21 protein-coding genes are annotated in these 19,328 nt (G+C 67.3%); 8 read left to right on the forward strand and 13 right to left on the reverse strand.

Annotation, left to right across the window (positions count from 1 at the left end; translation table 11 throughout):
• Nucleotides 1-4 precede the first annotated feature (4 nt).
• Nucleotides 5-1,141 carry a cupin domain-containing protein gene (locus AB0367_RS33710; protein ID WP_366230540.1) on the reverse strand — a complete coding sequence of 379 codons (1,137 nt, stop codon included), beginning with the start codon at nucleotides 1,139-1,141 and terminating at the stop codon, nucleotides 5-7.
• A 64-nt stretch (nucleotides 1,142-1,205) separates the two neighbouring features.
• Here AB0367_RS33710 and AB0367_RS33715 point away from each other — a divergent pair, with 64 nt between their 5' ends.
• Together AB0367_RS33715 and AB0367_RS33720 are read left to right on the forward strand one after the other, a co-directional pair.
• A complete protein-coding gene (locus AB0367_RS33715) occupies nucleotides 1,206-2,033 on the forward strand; it encodes an IclR family transcriptional regulator (protein WP_366230541.1) in 828 nt (275 codons plus the stop codon).
• Nucleotides 2,030-2,173, forward strand: coding sequence for a DUF1059 domain-containing protein (locus AB0367_RS33720; RefSeq protein WP_366230542.1), 144 nt, complete (start codon nucleotides 2,030-2,032; stop codon nucleotides 2,171-2,173). Before AB0367_RS33715 ends, AB0367_RS33720 begins: the two co-directional genes overlap by 4 nt.
• 4 nt (nucleotides 2,174-2,177) lie before the next feature.
• Here AB0367_RS33720 and AB0367_RS33725 read toward each other — a convergent pair whose 3' ends face one another.
• Both AB0367_RS33725 and AB0367_RS33730 read right to left on the reverse strand, forming a co-directional pair.
• Complete coding sequence (locus AB0367_RS33725) at nucleotides 2,178-3,002, reverse strand: alpha/beta fold hydrolase (protein WP_366230543.1); 825 nt, start codon at nucleotides 3,000-3,002, stop codon at nucleotides 2,178-2,180.
• Between the two features lie 23 nt (nucleotides 3,003-3,025).
• A complete protein-coding gene (locus tag AB0367_RS33730; protein ID WP_366230544.1) occupies nucleotides 3,026-3,997 on the reverse strand; it encodes a zinc-binding dehydrogenase in 972 nt (323 codons plus the stop codon).
• 172 nt (nucleotides 3,998-4,169) lie between these two features.
• On the opposite strand from AB0367_RS33730, the gene AB0367_RS33735 reads away from it, so the two are divergent.
• The 3 genes from AB0367_RS33735 (at nucleotide 4,170) to AB0367_RS33745 (ending at nucleotide 6,401) form a co-directional block, all read left to right on the forward strand.
• Nucleotides 4,170-4,970: an enoyl-CoA hydratase-related protein gene (locus AB0367_RS33735; RefSeq protein ID WP_366230545.1), complete on the forward strand. Its 801-nt coding sequence runs from the start codon at nucleotides 4,170-4,172 to the stop codon at nucleotides 4,968-4,970.
• Nucleotides 4,971-5,067: 97 nt separating this feature from the next.
• Nucleotides 5,068-5,994 (forward strand): sugar phosphate isomerase/epimerase family protein, encoded by a 927-nt coding sequence (locus AB0367_RS33740; RefSeq protein ID WP_366230546.1) that lies wholly within the window; start codon nucleotides 5,068-5,070, stop codon nucleotides 5,992-5,994.
• The gene (locus AB0367_RS33745; RefSeq protein ID WP_366230547.1) at nucleotides 5,991-6,401 is read left to right on the forward strand and encodes an iron-sulfur cluster assembly protein; all 411 of its coding nucleotides are present in this window, start codon (nucleotides 5,991-5,993) and stop codon (nucleotides 6,399-6,401) included. Before AB0367_RS33740 ends, AB0367_RS33745 begins: the two co-directional genes overlap by 4 nt.
• Here the strand turns inward: AB0367_RS33745 and AB0367_RS33750 are convergent.
• The 8 genes from AB0367_RS33750 to AB0367_RS33785 form a co-directional block, all read right to left on the reverse strand.
• A complete protein-coding gene (locus tag AB0367_RS33750; protein WP_366230548.1) occupies nucleotides 6,398-7,573 on the reverse strand; it encodes a cytochrome P450 in 1,176 nt (391 codons plus the stop codon). The two genes, AB0367_RS33745 and AB0367_RS33750, sit on opposite strands and share 4 nt — an antisense overlap.
• Nucleotides 7,574-7,715: 142 nt before the next feature.
• The gene (locus AB0367_RS33755; protein WP_366230549.1) at nucleotides 7,716-8,927 is read right to left on the reverse strand and encodes a cytochrome P450; all 1,212 of its coding nucleotides are present in this window, start codon (nucleotides 8,925-8,927) and stop codon (nucleotides 7,716-7,718) included.
• A gap of 100 nt (nucleotides 8,928-9,027) precedes the next feature.
• Nucleotides 9,028-10,014, reverse strand: coding sequence for a PDR/VanB family oxidoreductase (locus AB0367_RS33760; RefSeq protein ID WP_366230550.1), 987 nt, complete (start codon nucleotides 10,012-10,014; stop codon nucleotides 9,028-9,030).
• Nucleotides 9,986-10,660, reverse strand: a complete 675-nt coding sequence (locus AB0367_RS33765; RefSeq protein ID WP_366230551.1) for a quercetin 2,3-dioxygenase — start codon at nucleotides 10,658-10,660, stop codon at nucleotides 9,986-9,988. Before AB0367_RS33765 ends, AB0367_RS33760 begins: the two co-directional genes overlap by 29 nt.
• A gap of 10 nt (nucleotides 10,661-10,670) precedes the next feature.
• On the reverse strand, nucleotides 10,671-11,675 hold the full coding sequence (locus AB0367_RS33770; protein ID WP_366230552.1) for an ABC transporter substrate-binding protein: 1,005 nt from the start codon (nucleotides 11,673-11,675) through the stop codon (nucleotides 10,671-10,673).
• A 76-nt stretch (nucleotides 11,676-11,751) separates the two neighbouring features.
• The gene (locus AB0367_RS33775) at nucleotides 11,752-12,507 is read right to left on the reverse strand and encodes an ABC transporter permease (RefSeq protein WP_366230553.1); all 756 of its coding nucleotides are present in this window, start codon (nucleotides 12,505-12,507) and stop codon (nucleotides 11,752-11,754) included.
• Nucleotides 12,504-13,289 (reverse strand): ABC transporter permease subunit, encoded by a 786-nt coding sequence (locus AB0367_RS33780; protein WP_366230554.1) that lies wholly within the window; start codon nucleotides 13,287-13,289, stop codon nucleotides 12,504-12,506. The genes AB0367_RS33775 and AB0367_RS33780 overlap by 4 nt, the downstream gene beginning before the upstream one ends.
• Nucleotides 13,286-14,155 (reverse strand): ABC transporter ATP-binding protein, encoded by an 870-nt coding sequence (locus AB0367_RS33785; protein WP_366230555.1) that lies wholly within the window; start codon nucleotides 14,153-14,155, stop codon nucleotides 13,286-13,288. The genes AB0367_RS33780 and AB0367_RS33785 overlap by 4 nt, the downstream gene beginning before the upstream one ends.
• Nucleotides 14,156-14,177: 22 nt before the next feature.
• On the opposite strand from AB0367_RS33785, the gene AB0367_RS33790 reads away from it, so the two are divergent.
• The 3 genes from AB0367_RS33790 (at nucleotide 14,178) to AB0367_RS33800 (ending at nucleotide 17,315) form a co-directional block, all read left to right on the forward strand.
• On the forward strand, nucleotides 14,178-15,173 hold the full coding sequence (locus AB0367_RS33790) for an SDR family oxidoreductase (protein ID WP_366230556.1): 996 nt from the start codon (nucleotides 14,178-14,180) through the stop codon (nucleotides 15,171-15,173).
• Nucleotides 15,174-15,487: 314 nt separating this feature from the next.
• Complete coding sequence (locus AB0367_RS33795; RefSeq protein ID WP_366230557.1) at nucleotides 15,488-16,336, forward strand: amidohydrolase family protein; 849 nt, start codon at nucleotides 15,488-15,490, stop codon at nucleotides 16,334-16,336.
• A gap of 10 nt (nucleotides 16,337-16,346) precedes the next feature.
• The gene (locus AB0367_RS33800) at nucleotides 16,347-17,315 is read left to right on the forward strand and encodes an alpha/beta hydrolase (protein ID WP_366230558.1); all 969 of its coding nucleotides are present in this window, start codon (nucleotides 16,347-16,349) and stop codon (nucleotides 17,313-17,315) included.
• Nucleotides 17,316-17,350: 35 nt separating this feature from the next.
• Here AB0367_RS33800 and AB0367_RS33805 read toward each other — a convergent pair whose 3' ends face one another.
• Both AB0367_RS33805 and AB0367_RS33810 read right to left on the reverse strand, forming a co-directional pair.
• On the reverse strand, nucleotides 17,351-17,710 hold the full coding sequence (locus tag AB0367_RS33805; RefSeq protein ID WP_366230559.1) for a ferredoxin family protein: 360 nt from the start codon (nucleotides 17,708-17,710) through the stop codon (nucleotides 17,351-17,353).
• Nucleotides 17,707-19,275 (reverse strand): FAD-binding protein, encoded by a 1,569-nt coding sequence (locus AB0367_RS33810; RefSeq protein ID WP_366230560.1) that lies wholly within the window; start codon nucleotides 19,273-19,275, stop codon nucleotides 17,707-17,709. Before AB0367_RS33810 ends, AB0367_RS33805 begins: the two co-directional genes overlap by 4 nt.
• Between the last annotated feature and the right edge of the window lie 53 nt (nucleotides 19,276-19,328).

Here is a 19,328-nt window from a genome sequence, read left to right on the forward strand (position 1 = left end):
TCCCTTACTTGTCGATCTGGGTGCGATTGAGCTGGAGCGCCTCGAAAACGGGCGCGTCGCAGAAGCGGAAGAGGTCGAGGGCGCCGGAGTCGGAGTCGCTCGACCCGGCCTCGGAGCGAACGGAGAAGGCCTGCCACGACGGCACGACGAACAGGTCGCCCCGGGTGACCGACCAGGACACCTCGCCGACGGTGACGGTGCCGGAGCCGTCGAAAACCTGGTAGACGCTCGATCCGGTCTCGCAGACGGGCGTGGTCTCAGCGCCGCGGGCGACGCGGTGGAACTCGGCGCGGATGGTGGGCAGCACGTCGCTGCCGTCGTGCGGGTTGGAGTAGCGAACTGCGGCGTGGCCGGGCTCGACCGTGCCGGCGTACCCCTGCTTCTCCAGCTCGAGCTGGTCGGCGAGGGCACGGTTGGTGTGCTCCCACTTGTAGGCGAGCAGCGGCGAGCCGGGCGTGGTGTGCGCGACGCCGACCGGCCGCAGGCCCGGGTGACCCCAGATCCGCTCGGAGCGGGAGTACCGCGGCGTGATCCGCTCGGCATCGGAGATCTCGTCACGGCCGAACTCGAAGAACTGCGCCTCGGTGACGTACTGCAGCGGGATGTCGAGGCCGTCGATCCAGGCCATCGGCCGGTCGGACGCGTTGTGGTGTGCGTGCCAGTTCCAGCCGGCCTGCGGGAGGAAGTCGCCGCGGTTCATAGGGACGGCGTCGCCGCCGACGACGGTCCACACGCCGGAGCCCTCGACGACGAAGCGGAAGGCGTGCTGGGTGTGGCGGTGCTCGGGGGCGTCCTCGCCGGGCATGAGGTACTGGATCGCCGCCCACAGCGTCGGGGTCGCGAACGGACGACCGCCGAGGCTCGGGTTCGCCAGGGCGATGGCGCGGCGCTCGCCGCCGCGACCGACCGGCACCAGGTGCCCGGCCTCGTCGGCGAGGCGGACCAGGTTGTCCCACTTCCACAGGTGCGGCACGGCGCGGCTGCGCGGGTGTGCCGGCATGAGGTCGCCGATCTCGGTCCAGAGCGGCACGAGCAGTTCCCGCTCGAAGCCTTGGTAGAGCTGCTCGAGCTCCGGGGTGACGTCCGGCTGGCCCGGCGCGGCGACGGCCTTGAGCTGGACGGGGGTGTCGATGGCGGCCATGTCCGCTACCCTAGGCACCATCCCGTTCAAGAGAGAACGAAATTCTGTACAGCAGAGAGCACCCATGGAACAGCCTCTGAAGTCTCGACCGGCGTACGCGATCGCCAGCGTCGACAACGCCCTTCGCATCGCCGCCGCGTTGCAGCTCGAAGGTCCCCTCACCGTGAGCGAGGTCGCCGCACGGCTCAATGTGGCCACCTCGACCGCCCACCGCCTCTTGCAGATGCTCGTCTACCGCGACTTCGCCGTGCAGGACGACAACCGGCGCTACCGGGTGGGACCCGTCCTCGAGCTCTCCAGGCACTCGCCTTCGCTCGCCTCCAGACTTCGTGCGGCGGCCCTGCCTCAGCTGCGCCGAGTCGTCGACCGGCTCGACGAGTCCGCCAACCTCGCCATTCGGTCAGGCGCCACCGTTCGATTCATCGCCAGCGTCGAGTCCAGCCAAGCGCTGCGAGTGGGCTCGCGGGAGGGAATGGTCTTTCCCGCTCACCGCACCACAGCCGGTCTTCTCCTGCTCGCCGAGCTGAGCGATGAAGACCTCGCCGAGCTCTACGGCTCGCCCGGGGACGCCAACCGAGCCACGGAGCACGTCCACCCAGCTACGCTTCGAAGCGAGCTCGCGGCCGTCCGCCGCAGCGGGGTCGCCGTGAACCGAGGTCGCTCGGAGCGCGGCATCACCGCGGTCGGGGTGCCGGTCCGCGACGCGAACGGCACGACGGTCGCCGGCATTGCCGTGTCGATGCCGGACACCCGGTATCGGGAACAGCTTCTTCCGTCCCTCGTGGCGGTATTGCGCAACGCAGCGGTCAACATCGAGCACGCGATGGCGTATGACTATGGGCAAGGCGGATACGACGACTCCGCCACCGCAACGAAAGGCAAAGGGCGATGAAGACGAGCATCACCTGTCCCTGCGGGACGGTCATCAAGGCCGAGACCGAGGACGAGCTTGTGGAGAAGACCCAGGCTCATCTTCAGGAGGCGCACAACAGGATGTACTCCCGCGAGGAGATCCTCTTCATGGCGATCTAGCGCATCAGCCCAGGAAGTCGAGCACGAGCGCGTTGAACTCCTCGGCGCGCTCGATGTTGAGCAAGTGGCCGGCTCCCTCCAGCACAACGACCGTCGAGTTGGGGATGCGGCCCAGCACCTCGTGGTAGCCGGTCTCCCGCAGTTGGTCCTCGCTTCCCGCGACAGCCAGGGTCGGGAAGGGGATACTCTCGTAGGCGATGGTGTCGGGCTGCCCGAACTGCGACCTCGGCGGCACCTGGGGAGACTTGAACCGCGCTGCGGCCACGGCCTCCCAAGCACCGGGCGCGTTGCTGGCCGCGACCCGGCGGGCGACGTATTCCTCGTCGTCGTGCCACCGAGGGTCGGAGAAGTTCGACTTGAGGATCGCCCGCATCATCTCCGGCGTGCCGTCGTAGTTGAGGCTCTTGCGGCGCTCCTCGTTGTCGGGCACGAAACCACCGCCGCTGGCGGTGACCATCCGGCGGATCGGGAACCTGCAGCGCGGCGAGGACGCCTCCCGCAGCAGGGTCGTGGCCCCCATCGACACGCCGACGAAGTCGGCCTCGTCGATCGCCATCGTTTCCAGGAAGGCAGCCATGTGGCGGACCATCCGGTCCGAGCCCGACACGAAGTCACGCAGCTTGTCGGTCTGGCCGAAGCCCAGCCAGTCCGGCGCGATCACCCGGTGGCCGGCGGCGAGCGCAGCGATGTTGAACTCCCAGCAGATCTCGGCGGACCCGCCGAACTCCCCGGAGTGCAGCAGCACCACCGGCGGCCCGTCGCCCGCGTCGAGGTAGTGGGTCCGGATTCCGCCGACGTTCACGAAGCGGCTGTACACGGGTGCTGTCATCGTTGGGTTTCCTCAGTTCTCTCTCACGCGACGGTCAGGACGGCCTTGCCGACCAGTTCGCCGGCCTCCATGGCCGCGAATGCGCCACGGGCATCGGCCAGTGGCACTTCGCGGTCGATCCTCGGCCGCAGCCCGGTCGAGGCCAGGAACGTCAGCAGCTCGCCGAGCTCGGCGCGGGTGCCCATCGTGGACCCGATGATCCGCAACTGCAGGAAGAAGACGCGGTTGAGGATGGCCGGCGGATTCGCACCGGTGGTCGCCCCGGAGATGACGACGGTACCGCCGGGTCGCAGCGAGCGCACCGAGTGGGCCCAGGTTGCCTCGCCCACCGTCTCCACGACGAGGTCGACCGGCTCGGGGAGCCGCGTCCCGGTGGCGAAGGCGGCGTGCGCGCCCAGGTCCAGCGCGACGGCGCGCTTCGCGTCGGTCCGCGCGGTGACCCACACTCGGCAGCCGGCGGCCCGGGCGAGCGCGATGGCGGCGGAGGCCACGCCGCCGGTGGCTCCCTGCACCAGCACGGTCTGCCCCGGCCTGGCCTGCCCGTTGACGAACAGCATCCGGTAGGCGGTGAGCCAGGCGGTGGGAAGACAGGCCGCCTCGGCGTATGAAAGGCCCTCCGGCTTGGGGACGAGATTGCGCCGTGGCACGGCGACCAGCTCGGCCATGGTGCCCTGGTGCTTCTCGGAGAAGAGCGTGCGTCGCGGGTCCAGCGTCTCGTCGCCGCGCCAGTCGGTGCTCGAGATCACCGAGTGCACGATGACCGCCTCGCCGGTCTCGACGTCCACGCCGGCCGCGTCGGTGCCCAGCGTCATCGGGAGCTGCTCCGCTGCCAGCCCCACACCGCGAAGGCTCCAGAGGTCGTGATGGTTCAGGGCGGCCGCCTTGACCCGGACCATCGTCCAGCCCGCCTCCAGGACGGGCTCGGGGCGCTCACCCACCACGAGCCCGGCGAGCGGCTGATCAGGGTTGATTGATGCTGCGTAGACCGCCTGCACGTGTCGGTACCTCCTGCTCGTCGGTGCCCCGACCCTATGGGCACGGCAGGCGGGGACCCCGGCTCGGGCCGCGGAGTTCCACGGAGCGGATTCCGCGCCTCCTCCGATTCCGCAGCGCGACCGAGCTCCCTAGCGTTTGGGGTCCGAGTCGGACCCCAGAAACGAGGCATCGATGACAGCACAGGGCAGCCGGGTGACGGTCGAGTACGACGACGCCGAGGGATTGCCTCGCGTCGCTGTCGTCACCTTCGACCGGCCACCGGTCAACGCCATCGACGGGTGCACCAAGGACGAGCTGATCGCCGTAGCGCGCGATCTGTCGATCCAGCACGACCTGGGCGCCGTGGTGATCGGCGGGACGAGGTACTTCGCCGCCGGTGACGACATCAAGGAGATGGCGAGCTTCGAGCGCGGATACGCGGTGCAGGGCCTGGAACGGATCTCGGAAGCCGTCGCGGCGGTCGCCGCCATCCCGGTGCCGGTCGTGGCCGCGGTGACCGGATTCGCCCTGGGCGGCGGCTGCGAGCTCGCGCTGGCGGCGGACTTCCGCGTTGCCGGCGTCGGCTCGACCTGGGGCCTGCCCGAGGTGCATCTCGGTCTGATCCCCGGCGGCGGCGGCACGCAGCGGCTACCGCGGCTCGTCGGCACTGCTCGGGCCAAGCGGATGATCTACCTCGGCGAGACGATCGACGGCACCGAGGCGGTGTCGTGGGGTCTCGCTGACGAGGTCGTCCCCGACGACCAGGTGTTCGCCACCGCGCGCCGGCTCGCCCGGGAACTGACCCGCCGGGCGCCCATCGCGATCAGGGCGGCGAAGCGGGCCATCGACAGCGGCGCCGACTGCGACCTCGCCACGGGGCTCCAGCTGGAGTCGGCGCTGTTCGCCTCGGTCTTCTCGACGCAGGACGCCGCGACCGGACTTGCCTCCTTCCTGACCGACGGGCCTCGGAAGGCCACGTTCCAGGGCCGCTGAGCCTGTTCCCCTGGAGGGAATCGGTGCGGACGCGCCCCGTCGCGCCAGTGGCGGGCGGATAGCGTCGCGCCAGACCAACCGCACGACGGAGGATCCGATGACACCCCTGCAGCCACGTTCGTTCCCGGATGTCGACGCACCACAGTTCGCGATGTGCTCCTACTCCACGCCCCATAACTCGATCTACGACGACGTCGAGCAGTCGGCCAAGGTCGGGGCTGCCGCCGTGGGCTTGTGGGAGGGCAAGTTCGTCGATGGTGAGGACGAGAAGCTGCTGGAGCTGATGGAGTCCCGCGGCATCGCCACCAGCACCGCCGTGCCGATGCGCCACTCCATCCTGGGTATCCCCTTCGACCTGCCAGGGACCCCCAAGGAGCCCGAGGCGCGCACAGAGCTGATCTGCCGGAGCATTGAGCGGCTGGCCAAGTTCAAGCCGGCAGTCATCGCCGTGGCGCCCGGCACCTCCGGAAACGCCGAGCACCCGGCCGGCCCTGTCGAAGCGCTGGTCCCCAACCTGCGCACCATCGCCGATGTCGCCGAGGCACACGGGGTGCTGATCGGGTTCGAGCTGCTCGCCCAGCGGCGGGGCAATCCCGTCTACGAGATCCCTATGATCGTCGACGTGATCGACGAGGTGGGCAGCCCGAACGTCGGCATCATGTTCGACGTCTTCCACAGCTGGCCGGAGCCGGACCTGCTGGAGCGGATCCGGGCTTACGCGCCCTACATCAACAGTGTCCAGGTCTGCGATGCGAAGGTGGACGAGCGCGGGGGCTTCGACCGCGAACTGCCCGGCCGCGGCCGGGCGACGGCCGGCCCCATCATCAAGGCTCTCCTCGACGCCGGCTACCGCAGCTACTGGGAGATGGAGGTCTTCTCTGACGACGGGTCCTACGGCAACGACTATCCCGACTCCTACTGGAAGATGCCGCACCTGGACTTCATCCGCGAGACCAAGGAGGAGTTCGAGAAGCTCTACGTCGCCGCGCTCACCGAACTCCGCGCGGAAGGCAGGCTCGGATGACGACCGAGCAGAACACGTCAATGGCGCTGGGAGCGCAGGACGGGCCGCCCGACACCACGCACTTCGACGCGGACGTGGAGGCCGCGCTGCGACGCATCGTCGACCCATGCAGCATCGCGACGGGGGTCCCGATCGACCTCGTCGACATGGGCCTGGTCCTGGGAGCCGAGAGGACGGGCGCGAGAGCCGTTGTCCGGTTGCAGCTGACCAGCAACGTTTGCATGCAGATCGGCATCATCGAAGCCAAGATCCATGAGGAGGTCGGCGCCATCGCTGGTGTCGACGAGGTCGTGGTCGACGTCGACTACCGGGCTGAGTGGCTGCCCTCCATGGTCGCCCCCGCCGCACAGCGTGCGCTTCGTGTTCGTCGGCCATTCCCGTTGTCGGTTGGCACGATCAACCCCTAGATATCGCTTCGGATCGCCGCCGCGTCCCACTTCACGTAGAAGTGCTTCAGCCGCGGCACCGTGAGATTCGGCTCCCAATCCACGGCGCCCTCCGGGCCCGGTTCGGCCGGATCCAGGCGCAAGCCTGGAAGTCGGTCGAGCAAGAGGTTGAGCGCGACCCGGATCTCCAGGCGGGCGAGTGGCGCACCGATGCAGAAGTGTGTCCCGCGGCCGAACGAAAGGTGCCGTTCGCCATTGGGACGCTCATCGGAGAAGACGTGCGGGGCCGGGAACACCCCATCGTCGAAGTTCGCCGAGATCAGGTAGACGAAGACATCTGTGCCCGCTGGGACGAGCACGCCACCGACCTCGACGTCCTCCAGCGCCGTGCGCCGCATGCCTCGTGAGGCTGGGTAGATGCGCAGCGCTTCCTCGATGACCGGTCGGATGCGGCCACGGTCGGCCTTCACCAACTCGAGAAGGTTCGGGTCCGACAGTAGGTGGCGAAGCAATTGTGGCAGAAAGTGTGCTGTGGTCTCGATGCCGGCGCTGAGCATGGCGCTCAGCACGCCGACGACCTCGGTCGTGCTGAGCGCCGTGTCACCTTCGGGGGTACGTGCCTCGATAAGGCTGGAGATGAAGTCGTCGCCGGGCTTGGCGCGGCGGAGCTCGACGTACTCACGCATCCATTTCAGAATGCGGCCGGACTTGGCGCCGATCTGCTCGATCCGATCATGGGTGAGCGGGGGTGCGCTCTCGGTGAGGGCGAAATAATCCGGTCCCCAGCTCGTGAAGTCGAGGTCGGTCTCCTCTGTCGCGCCCGCGATATGGCGCATGAGCAGCATCGGAAGCTGTGCGGTGAACTCCGCGAGGAGATCGGCTTCGCCCTTTTCCTGGAATGTGTCGATCAGCCGGTTCGCGATGGCCGAAACGACCGGCTCCAGCTCGGCGATCCGCCGGGGGGTGAATGCCTGGTTGGCCAGTCGTCGGATGCGCCCGTGTCGTGGGTTGTCCATGAACGTGAGCGAGTGCAGGCCGGGGTGGCCGTCGGGGAAGTACTCAGCAAGCTCCTCGGGTATGGGACGGTGCTTGAGCATGTGCTTGGAAGAGAAGACCTTCGGGTTGGTGAGGATCTCCACGATGTGGTCGTACCTGGTGAAGACGAAGCCGCCGATCCTGTCGTCCCAGAACACTGGGACAGCCTGACGGGCTTGAGCCAGCCAGGGCTCGGGGTCCTGGCTGGCCTGAGGCGAGTATGGGTCGAACGCCTCACCGTGGGCGAATGGACACCGAAGTTCCTGGGATTCGAGCGCTCGTGCGTTCACCGGTTCTCTTTCAGGCGGCGTGGAGGCGCATCGGGATGTCGACCCAACCACGAAGGGTGTTGTTGATGTAAGGCGTCGATTCGCCGATTCGTTCGATCGACTTGACGCGGCGCGCGAACGTGCCGAGCAGGATCTCGGCCTCCATGCGCGCAAGAGGTGCACCCACGCAGCTGTGGATCCCTCGTCCCAGTGACAGGTGGCCACTGGAGTCCCGGGTGATGTCGAAGTCATCGGCGGTCGGGCCCCAGCGCTGCGGATCACGGCCGGCGGCACCCAGCACGAGCATGATCTTCTGCTCCTCCTTGACCGGGACACCCTCGATCTCGACATCGCGAGACGGCGTGCGGAACACCTGTCGCACCGACGTCCCCCAGCGTAGTGCCTCGTCGAACGCGAACTTGCCCAGCTCGGGCTGGGCGTGCAGCAACGCGTACTGGTCGGGGTTGTCCAGCAGCAGGTTCACGGTCATGCCCAGCGAGTAGATGGTGGTGTCCATTCCCGCACCCACGAGGGTGCGGGTCATCGTCGCAGCCTCTGACTCACTGAGCAAGCCCTGGTCAGCGGCCTCCCAGAACTTCGCGCCGATGCTGCCGGGATGCACGTTCTCCCGCTGGGAGCTCTCCTCCACCCACGCGACGGCGCCTTGGACGTTGTCCACGCTCTCCAGGACCCTGCGGGCTCTGGGTGTCTTGGGTCCCATGGACTCGAAGAGCCACACGCTGTACTTCAGCAGGTTCTCCCGGCCGTGGGATCGGGCGCCCATGATCGCGTCGGGGATGACTTCGAGCGGGAATGCCTCAGTCATGTCGAGGTGCGCGTTGATCTCCTTCTTGTCGAGGAGCCAGTCGACCAGGGCATCCGCCTTTGCCTGGAAGTCTCGTCGCAGGCCACGCAGGAAGCGCGGTGAGATGATCTCGGTCGTCACCTTGCGGACGACGTCGTGATACGGCGGGTCGGTCTCGTTCAACAGGCCCGGCACCCGGAAGGGTTCGTCGCGGGCGAGGTCCAGGATGCCGCTGCCACGACCGCTGATGAAGTCTGCGTGGTTCTCGTAGACGGCCTGCATCACCGCGTGCCGGCCGACGCCGACGATGTCGTGGCCCTCGCTTTGCTGCAGCTTCACGACCGGACCGGCCGCACGAAGCAGCTTGTGGAAGTCGGTGGGGTCAGCGAGCACGTCCTCGGTGAACGGGTCGATGTCCAGCTCGGGCAGGGTCGTCATGGATCTGGGTCCTTCCGGCAACTGTTGCGCATGACCATTCGAGCGGGTTCCGGGCGATGTGGCGCACTTGGAACTTCGTATTCCATTGCGCACGAGATCGTCAGAGATCGAGGATGAGGCGCCCGCCCTCGCAGCGAGAGACGCAGACCATCATCATCTCGCCGCTCGCCTGCTCCTCGGCGCTGAGGACGGCGTCGCGATGATCGATCGGGTCGCCACCGAGAACGGCCACCTCGCAGCTGCCGCAGGTTCCCTCCGTGCAGGAGGACAGCACCCGCACCCCGTTGTCTTTGAGCACCGAGAGAACGGACTTCTCCTTTGGAACTTCAAGGACCTTGCCGCTCCTGATGAGCTCGACCTCGAAGGCGACGTTGGTCGAGTCGTCGACCTCCAGCGGCTCGAACCGCTCGAAGCGGACGGTGCCGCTGGGCCAGTTCTTTGTCGCTCGCACGGTCGCGTCGAGGAAGGGAGCGGGGCCACAGGCGAGCACCAGGGTGGACTCCTGTGTTTCGTTGAAGTATCCGTGCAGATTGAACAGCCCCGACTCATCGTCGGCGTTGACAATGAGCCTGTCCCCGAACTGGTCCTGAAGTTCCGTCAGGAAGGCCATCGCGCTGCGGCTGCGGGCGCAATAGATGAACTCGAAGTCGGCGCCGGCCCGCTGGGCGGCGATCGCCATCGGAATCAGGGGTGTGACGCCGATGCCGCCTGCGATGAACACGTAGTGCTGCGAGGGGAGGAACTCGAAGTGATTGCGGGGTCCGCGCATCGTGAGGCGCTCACCGACGTTGAGCGCGTCGTGGATGTAGGCCGATCCGCCACGGCTCGCCGGATCTCGCAGGACTCCGACGCGATAGGTGCTGAGATCGTCGACCGGACTGCAGAGGCTGTATTGGCGCGTCATCCCGTTGGGAAGCACGAGGTCGACATGCGCCCCCTCAGTCCACGCCGGAAGATCCTCGCCGGAGGTCGCCCGGAGCGTGAGGGTCACGATGTCGGGCGCGGCGAGGTGCTTCTCGGCCACCTCGAGTTCGACAGTGGACTCCTCCACGGCGATGTCATTCGACATCAATGCCACGCCCGTCATGGGCCGTCTCCTCAGTTGGTTCTTGGGGAACATGGAGCGTAGGACGCCGACCGGCCGAGCCATCTGGCGTTCGCGGGGATTCCGGGCTACGGAACGGCCGCCCGGGTGATCCAGCCCGCCGTACGTAGTCCGGCTCACGTCTCCAACTGTGCCGGGCGGCGACATCCGCACGCAGGTCGGCCGCGGCAATAGCGAACTCGTGGGGCTCGCGTGGGAACGTGTCGTCGGTCAAGGCCCCCAATTCGAGGAAGTAGTCCTCGAAACCGCCCGGAACGATCAGGCATAGAAACTTGGCCGATGCTGAGGTGATCTCGAACGCGTGGCGTGTGGCCTTGGGGATGTAGACGAAGTCACCAGGGGCGGCACTGCGGCTCAGCTCGGCGACGTGAACGTCCATTCGGCCCTCGAGCAGGTAGAACGCCTCGGCTTCATCGCCGTGCGAGTGCGCGGGGGCCATAGCGCCCCGCGCACCCGCCATTTCGAGCAATGAGAACGCACCTGCCGTGTCTCGCTTGCGGGCGAGCACACTGAACAGAAGGTTCAGCGAGTCGATCCGGGGCGCCTCTCCGGCCGGGAGGACGTAGGCCGAGTCGTCTCCTGGGAGCGGGCCGTTACGCAGTCCGTCCCAGAGGTCAGGCGTAGACACGGGTCTGGCCTCAGTTGCCCTTCACGGGGAACCGGTTGGAGAGGTCGGGTGCCTCGGCCTTGGGCAGGACGCCGGCGGCGACGTAGAGGTCAATGACCGGCTGGAGCATCTCCGGGGTGATCCGAGCGCGGACCGGGAGGGGCCACTTCACGCCTGCGATCACATCGCTGGGAGTGCCCAACCAAGAGGACAGCTCCTTCTTCGCGTCCTGCTCATTCGCGTCCATCCATTCGCCTGCCTCCTGGAGTGCGTCCTGGAAGGCCTGGGCGGCCTTAGGGTTCGCCTCGGACCACTTGCGGGTCGAGGTGAACAGGATGCTGGCGAAGGGATCCTGAGCGGGAGCAATCATGCGGAGGGCATCGTGCTGCGGATCCCAGAGGACCCGGTTCTTGGGGTCCTTGAGCATCACGTCGGCGTTCGGAATGTTGGACACCACCGCGTCGAGCTGTCCGGCCTTGAGCTGATCGCCAGCCTGCTCGAAGGAGACTTGCACAAGCTTGACCTTCGAGAAGTCTCCACCAGCCTTCGTGACGAGGTAGTTCAGTGACGTCGGGGTGCTGCCGGTGAGGGTGGCGACGCCAACTCGCTTGCCGACAAGATCGATCGGATTGTTGATACTGGGGTCTCGCGTGATGAGTGGATTACCCTGAAGGCTGTCCTTCAGGAGGGCCTGAGCACCGGCGAGGACGACCAGATCGAGCTTGTTAGCGCCCGAGACGAAGACCCCGGGTGTCTCCATCGCGACATCCCACTGCTTGTCGAGTCCGGCCATCCATGTCGGAAGGTCGAGTCCCTCGGTCGCCCGGACATCCAAGCCGTGCTTCTTGAAGATGCCCTTGGTCAATGCCAGATGGACCTGCAGCGTGGTCGCACCCGGCGTGAACGCCAGTCGCACCTTCGTGAGCTCGGATCCCGCTCCCCCGGACTCGCTTGCAGACTTGTCGTCGCCGCACGCTGCAAGTCCGCCGACGAGGAGCATGCCGGCAATGCCTGCCAGCAGTTTGGTTACCTTCACTTCACTTACTCCTTGTTGTTTCTTGGTTGTTTCTGGCGCACGAGCGCCGGGGGTCCCGAAGCGAGGTGCTTCGAAGTCAGTGCTGCGTGGCTGGATGCCGTCGCAGCAGGAAGGACGCCGCTGCCTGGACTGCCAGGTTCAGCAGATAGCCGAGCGCGCCGATCACGAACAGCAGCGCCCACACCGCTGAGGGCAAGAACAGCTGCTGCTGGATCACCAGGAGCCGTCCGATCCCGTCTGCGCTGCCAAGCATGTCGGTCAGCAACGTGACCACGAGTCCAATCGACAGCGCGGTCCGCAGCCCCACGACGATGCCCGGAAGCAGCGAGGGCAGGGTGACCTTGAAGAAGGCCTCCGTCCGGCCCAGGCCGAAGACCCGGGCGACCTCCCGGCGGATTCCGGGCATCTCATGGACCGCGCTGATCGTGTTGAGCAGGATCGGCCAGACGACGCTCAGCACAACGATGGCCACGCTGGCCTTGAGGGTGATGCCGAGCAGCAGCGTCAAGACGGGAACCATCACCGGGGGCGGAAGCGTGCGGAAGAAGTCGATGAGCGGCGTGAGCGCGCGCTCCAGCTTCGGCGTGAAACCGATGACCACACCGGCTGCCACTCCCAGAATCGTCGCGAGCAGCATCGAGATCAAGAAGGTCTCCATCGTGGAGCGCAGCGCCGGCCATAGGCTGTCTTTGCTCGCCAGCTCCTTGCCAGCCGTCCACCATGAGGACGGCGCGGGGAACGAGAGCGCGTCGGCCGTGCTGTTCAATTCCCACACGATGAGTCCGACAGCGAGCGGCACGAGGCCACACAACCAGCGCAGGACCGTTCTCATACTCTCCCCTTGAGGGCGGGGCTGCCCGGCATGCAGGCACGGACGGCAAGGACGAGGATCAGGTTGATGAGGTAGCCGAGGACGCCCGTCACGATCGCGTAGGCGAACAGCAGGTCCGGTCGCAGCGATTTCTGCGCCGTTGTCAGCGCCCAGCCGAGCCCTTCGGGGTTCATCATGATCTCGGCGATGATGACCACGACCAGGCAGGTCACCACCGTCAAGCGGACTCCGACCAGGATCGAGGGCACGATCGAGGGGATGACGATCTTGAACGTGCGCTGAAGCCTGCCCAGATGCAGAACCCGGCCGACTTCGTGTAGGCGTGGGTTGATGGCCTGCACGCCGCCGATCGTGTTGAGCAGGATTGGCCAGACCCCGGCGAACACACCTACCACGACCTCCGACTTCACCGCCGGCCCCAAAAGAAGGAGCACCACCGGCATTAACGAGACGGCGGGGATGCTTCGCAAAAAGTCCACAGAAGCGCCGGTGAAGTTGGCGACCGGCCGGACCAGACCCATGAGGGCGCCAAGGCCAACGCCGAGCGCCACGGCGATGACGGATGCGATCGCCGCAGTGGTGAGGGTGTGTCCCATCTGGCTGAACAGCGTGCCGTCGGAGATGACTTCGCCGAGCGCGTGGAGGACCTCGGTCGGCTTGGGAAGATAATCGAACTCGACGATCTTCCAGACGATGGCGAACTGCCATGCCAACACAAGCATGACCACGAGAACCCAGCCGGAGAGGTTCAGGCGGTGTGCGAGGTTCCGGAAGGCGGTCACTTGTTGTGCTCCGCGGCCAAAGCGGCATGAAGCTGGTGCCGCACTTCGAGGTAGCGCGCCAGTTCGCGAGTCTCCACCTGGTTACGGGGACGGTCCAGGTCTGTGGTGATCTCGAGCGGGATGTGGCCTGGCGACCCGGCGATCAATGCGACACGGTCGCCGAGATAGATCGCCTCCTCGATGTCATGAGTGATGAAGATGATCGTGGCGCCCGTCTCGCGCTGCACGGTGAGGAGTTGGTCCTGCAACGTGGCCTTGGTCATCGCGTCGAGAGCGCCGAAGGGCTCATCCATCAACAGCACGCGGGGACGCAGCGCGAGCGCGCGGGCGATTTGGACGCGCTGCTGCATGCCTCCGGAGAGTCGCCACGGGTAGTCCTTCGCGCGCGACTCGAGCCCCACCATCGCGAGCGCCTCTCTGACCCGCTCATTGCGCTCGGGCCGGCCCATCCGCCGCTCGAGGGGAAGAGCCACGTTGCGCTCCAGCGACCTCCATGGCAGGAGCGCAGACGCATAGTCCTGGAACACCGTCACGACCTGCTCCGGCGGGCCGGTGATCTCAACTCCGTCCACCATGGCTCGTCCGGTGGTGGGTCGCAGGAGGCCGCCGAGTACTCGCAGCAGGGTGGTCTTGCCCGTGCCGGACCGGCCCACAATGCCGAGGATCTGGCCTTGCGGAACGTGCAGGTTGACATCCCGCAGAATGCTCAGCGGCCCCTTCGCCGTCGGGAGCGTGACTCCGACTTCTTGCAGGAGGTAGCCATCCGCCGGGGCCCGGCCTGACGCAGGCACGTGGGTGATGCCCAGCTCTTCCCTGCCACCGGCGGATTGGTGCGTGGCGGCCGCCGTACCGGCACTGTTCGTCATGCCGTGACCCTAGGTGTGTGTGATGGCCATCTCAGCGGACCGCACCCTGATTCCCTATAACGGAACACGCCGCTGGCGACGGCCGGCAGCAGCCGATCAAAACTCCTCGCCAGCCGTCGTTGTGCCGCCTCGACGGACGGTTCCGCAGCACGAAATCCAGTCCGCGGCGCCGGCGGGTCGCGCTTCTGCCGCCTACCGTGCAGCCGACGACAGGCGCGGGAAGCACCGGTGCCGGACGAGACGGTCACGGAGGAACGAGATGACAGACAACAAGCCCTCCCTCGCGGGAATGGTGGCGCTGGTGACGGGGAGCGCTCAGGGCATCGGCCAGGCCACCGCCGTGCGGCTCGCACAGGCTGGAGCGGCCGTCATCGGGGTGGACGTGTCCCCCCAGGACGAGACCAGCGAGCGGGTGGTCCAGGTGGGTGGACGATGGTGGGCTCACCTCGCCGATCTCGCCGATCCCGCGCGGATCGACGCACTTGTCGACGAGGTGACCAGGACGCACGGGCGCCTCGACATCCTGGTCAACAATGCCGCCATCGACGACCCGGTCGGCTTCGATCAGCTGAGCATGGACCGCTGGGACCGCATCATGCGGGTGAACCTCGAGGCTCCGTTCCGGTTGATCAGAGGATTCGTGCCCTTGATGCGGGCCAACCAGTACGGGCGCATCATCAACATCTCGTCGGGCTCCGTCGTCAACCCGATGACAGGGTTCGTCGCCTACAGGGCTTCGAAGATGGGGCTGATCGGGATGACGCGTGCCCTGTCAACCGAAGTGGGGTGTGACGGCATCACCGCCAACGTGGTGAGTCCAGGTGTCACCGAGACGGCGATGGCGATGACCAACCTGACACCAGAGTTCCGGGCGATGACGATCACCAAGCAGGGCATCAAGCGCATGGGCCAGCCCACAGACCTGGCTGCCACCATCACGTTCCTTGCCGGCCCTGAGGCAGGGTTCATCACCGGGCAGAACATCATGGTCAACGGCGGCGCCGCGTTCACCGCGTAGGCTCGACGTCCGCGGGTTGCGGCATGCGGAATCCACCGACGACCTCACAGCCATTCCACCGACGCGCTCTACGTTGGATCCATGATCGATGGCATGCCTGTGGTGGACGCGATCGTCCATCCCTATAACCTCGCGCCCGAAAACGAAAAGACTTCACACGCGCCGTTCATCACCCGGATGCTCTCCCGCGCCAACCACGAGGCGCTGGGCCCGGGATACCGCATCCCCCGGGAGAAGTACGAGCGCGATTGGCCCATGCAGGATGTCGTCGGCATGACCTTCCTCGAGAGCCATGCGACCTGGCCGCTTATCACGTGCTCCCGATCGGCGCCTTCCACGATGGCATCTGCGGCATCGACAAGGCGCTGGAGACGAAAGAGAAATGGCCGCAGCGATTCTTCCTGTACGCCGGTGTCGACCCGATGCAGGGAAAGAAGGCACTCGATGAGCTCGAGGAGCAGTATGAGCGGCTCGACGGCCCCAGTGGCCTGAAGCTCTACCCGAACAGCTGGGTGGGCGATCAGATGCTGGGCTGGAAGATGGACGACCCCGAGATCGCGTTCCCTCTCTTCGAGAAAGCTCAGAGCCTGGGCATCAAGGTGGTCGCGATCCACAAGGCACTGCCTCTTGGGCCGGTCGAGCTGACGTACTACGCCATGGACGACATCGACCGGGCCGCCATGACGTTCCCCGGCCTGCAGTTCGAGGTGGTTCACGGCGGCATGGGCTTCCTCGACGAGTCGGCCTGGCAGATAGCCCGGTTCGACAACGTCTGGATCAACCTCGAAAGCACCGCCACCTTGCTCACGACCAAGCCCCGCTCCTTCGAGCAGGCGCTGGCGACCTTTGCCGCGCGCACCCGCAAGGCCTATGACCGCATCCTGTGGGGCACCGGCTGCATGGTGACCCACCCGCGCCCCCACCTGGAGAAGTTCGCGGCCTTCGAGTTCAGCGAGGAGCGGATGGCCGGCTGGGGTGTGCCTCCTCTCGATCGCACGGCCAAGAAGAAGATCCTCGCCGAGAACTACGCCGCGATGCACGGTGTCGACCTCCAGGAACGACTTGAGGCAATCAAGGGCGACGACATCGAGCAGCGGCGCGCGCAGTTCACCGAGACACCCGCGCCGTACTCGCAGACCGACCTGGCCGACTACGTCTACTGATGGAGCACCCATGAGCACTCCGGTCCAACGTCTGACCGCGGAGGTCAACGGCATTACCCTCAGTTATCTCAGTCAGGGAGAGGGACCGCTGGTCGTCTTCATGCACGGATTCCCCGATCTTGCCATCTCCTGGCGTCATCAGATGAAGGCTGTCTCCGACGGCGGCTACCGCGCGGTCGCGCCCGACATGCGTGGCTATGGCGCTTCCTCGGCTCCGGACGATCCGGCCCTCTACACCCAGTTCCATATCGCCGGGGACATCGTCGGGCTGATGGATCACCTCGGCGAGAAGTCAGCGGTGCTGGTCGGCCACGACATGGGTGCCAACGCCGACTGGGCGATGGCCACGTTCGTACCTGAACGGGTCCGGGGCGTGGTGGTGCTGAGCATCCCGCACAAGCCGCGAGGAACCCAGCCTCCAGTCGCATCAGCGCCCCCGCGCTTCTACCAGAAGCTGTTCCAGGCGATCGGCGTCGAAGACGACGACCTCCACCGGAACGTCAAGACGTTCCTACCCGCGATCTTCGACCGGCTGAGCGGGTCGTCGGAGCACGGGGCGCCGCCGTCGTTGATGGTTCCGGAAGGCAAACACTTCAGCGACCTGTTCGAGCCGCCGTCGAAGACCCCTGAGTGGCTGGGTGAGGCCGAACTGGCGGAGTACGTCGCGACCTTCGAGCGCACCGGCTTTCGTGGAGCGCTCAACTGGTACCGCAACATCGACAGCAACTGGTGGACGGCAGCGCCCTGGACGCCAGGCCACGTCACCGTGCCTGCCGCGTTCATGATCGGCACCGCGGACGTCGCCTGGGCCCTCTTCAAGGACAACGGCGTCATCGACAGCCAGAAGGAGCGAGTCCCGAACCTCCTCGACATGCGTGTCCTCGAAGGGGTCGGACACTGGATCGCGCAGGAAGCGCCCGACGAGGTGAACGACCTGCTGCTGAACTTCCTCGCCAAGCTGGAGGCCCGGGACTCCTGAGGCTACGGCGAGCCGCAAAGCAGCGGTGCGGAGTCTTATGCGGTACCCCGCTCGGTAGCTGGAGGCTGACGCAGGGACGGTCCGACCGCGGTGAGCGCGCCCGGCCGGCGCCCGGCGCCCCAGCCGATCTCCTTGCGGTAGCTGCCGAGCAGTCCGGTGCGGGTCAGATGCGCCTCGTCGCGCAGCGGGGACCCCTCGGGGACGGGGTGGCTGTCGGGCCCGACGAACAGCGCATCGGTCGGGCAGTACGCCTCGCACATGAAGCAGGTCTGGCAGTCCTGCTGCCGGGCGATGACGGGCAGGCCGTCGGTACCGCGGTCGAACACGTTGGTGGGGCAGACCTCGATGCACCGGTCGCAGGTGATGCAGCGCGCCGCGGAGACGACCTCGATCATGACCGCACCCACACCTCGTCGAGGCCGCCGACAAGCTGGCGGCGGTGCTGGCCGGGGTCGGTGTCCGGGTGGTCGATCCGCTTGTGCATGCCGCGGGTCTCGGTCCGCGACAGCGCAGCGCGGTACATCCAGCGGGCGTGTGCGACCATCGCCGCCGCCTGCCGGGCCCGGTAGGCGTCCACGCCGTCCGCGTGCAGCGTGCGCCGCGCCTCGGCCCAGGCGTCGTCGAGGACGGCGACGGCCGCGCCGAGCCCGTCCCCGCTGCGCAGGTAGTTGGTCTGGTACGGGTGCGTCTGGCCCCGCACCAGCTCGACGAGGCCCCGATGGTCGCCGGCGGCGCCGGGCCGGCCGGTCGGACGCAGGCCCGCGCCGCCGGCCGGCCGTAGCGTAGGGCCCCGCCGGGCGGTGCGGCGGCCCGCGACGCGTGCGGCGGCCCGGCCGGCGAAGGCGCCCGAGGACATCGCCCAGGCCGCATTGTGGCTGCCGCCGCCGGTGAAGCCGCCGCAGATGAGCTCCCGGGTGGCCGCGTCGCCGGCGGCGAAAAGGCCCGGGACGGAGGTGGCGCAGTCGTCGTCGACCACGTGGATGCCGCCGGTACCGCGGACGGTCCCCTCCAGCAGCAGGGTGATCTCGAAGCGGTCGGTGAACGGGTTGATCCCGCGCCGGTCGAACGGCAGGAAGAAGTTGGGCTGACCGCGGCGCATCTGCCGCTGCGTGGTCTCGTCGGCGAGGTCCAGCCGGGCGTACACCTTCCGCTGCAGTAGCTCGCGGGCGATCACGGACCGCCCGCCCTGGCTGCCGGCCCCCTCCAGCACCGAGCCGTCCTCCCGGTAGAAGCTGGCGTACGTGTAGTAGGCGGTCTTGGTGACGGTGGAGAACGCCGGGGCGATCGCGTAGGCGTTGGAGAACTCCATCCCGGACAGCTCCGCGCCGGCCTCCGCGGCGAACAGCGCGCCGTCACCGGTGAGCACGTCGCAGCCGAGCGCGCCGGACAGGAACGCGCAGCCGCCGGTGGCCACGACCACGGCACCCGCGCGGACCCGGTACGGGTGACCGGCCCGCAACCGGTACCCGGCGGCGCCGGTGACCGTGCCCGCCCCGTCGGTGAGCAGCTCCAGGACCGGGCTGTGGTCGAGGATCCGCACCCCGGCCCGCCTGATCCAGATCCGCATCCGCCGCATGTACTCCGGACCCTGGACACCGGTGCGCATCTGCTGCCCGTCCGGGCCGACCGGAAAGGGGTAGCGGCCGGCGTCGGCGAGCTCGTTCATCCGGTCGTACGTCTCGTCAAGGACCCGGCTCATCCAGCGCCGGTCGGCGAGGTAGCCGCCGAGCGCCTCCCGGCTGGCCATCGCGGCCTCGCGGGCGGCGGCCTCCGGTGGCACGTACCAGACGCCGGTGCCCGCCGAGGCGGTGGCGCCGCTGGTACCGCAGTAGCCCTTGTCGACCAGCAGCACGTCGGCGCCGCTCTGCGCGGCCTTCAGGGCGGCCCAGGCGCCGGCCGGGCCACCTCCGATGACCAGGACGTCGGTGTCGAGATCTAGGGTGGTGCCGTCAATGGTCATCGGGACTCCTCCAGTGATTGACGCGCAGGCCCAACGGCAGCTCGCGGCACAGG

The sequence above is a fragment of the Dactylosporangium sp. NPDC051484 genome (assembly GCF_040689395.1).
Lineage (GTDB): Bacteria > Actinomycetota > Actinomycetes > Mycobacteriales > Micromonosporaceae > Dactylosporangium.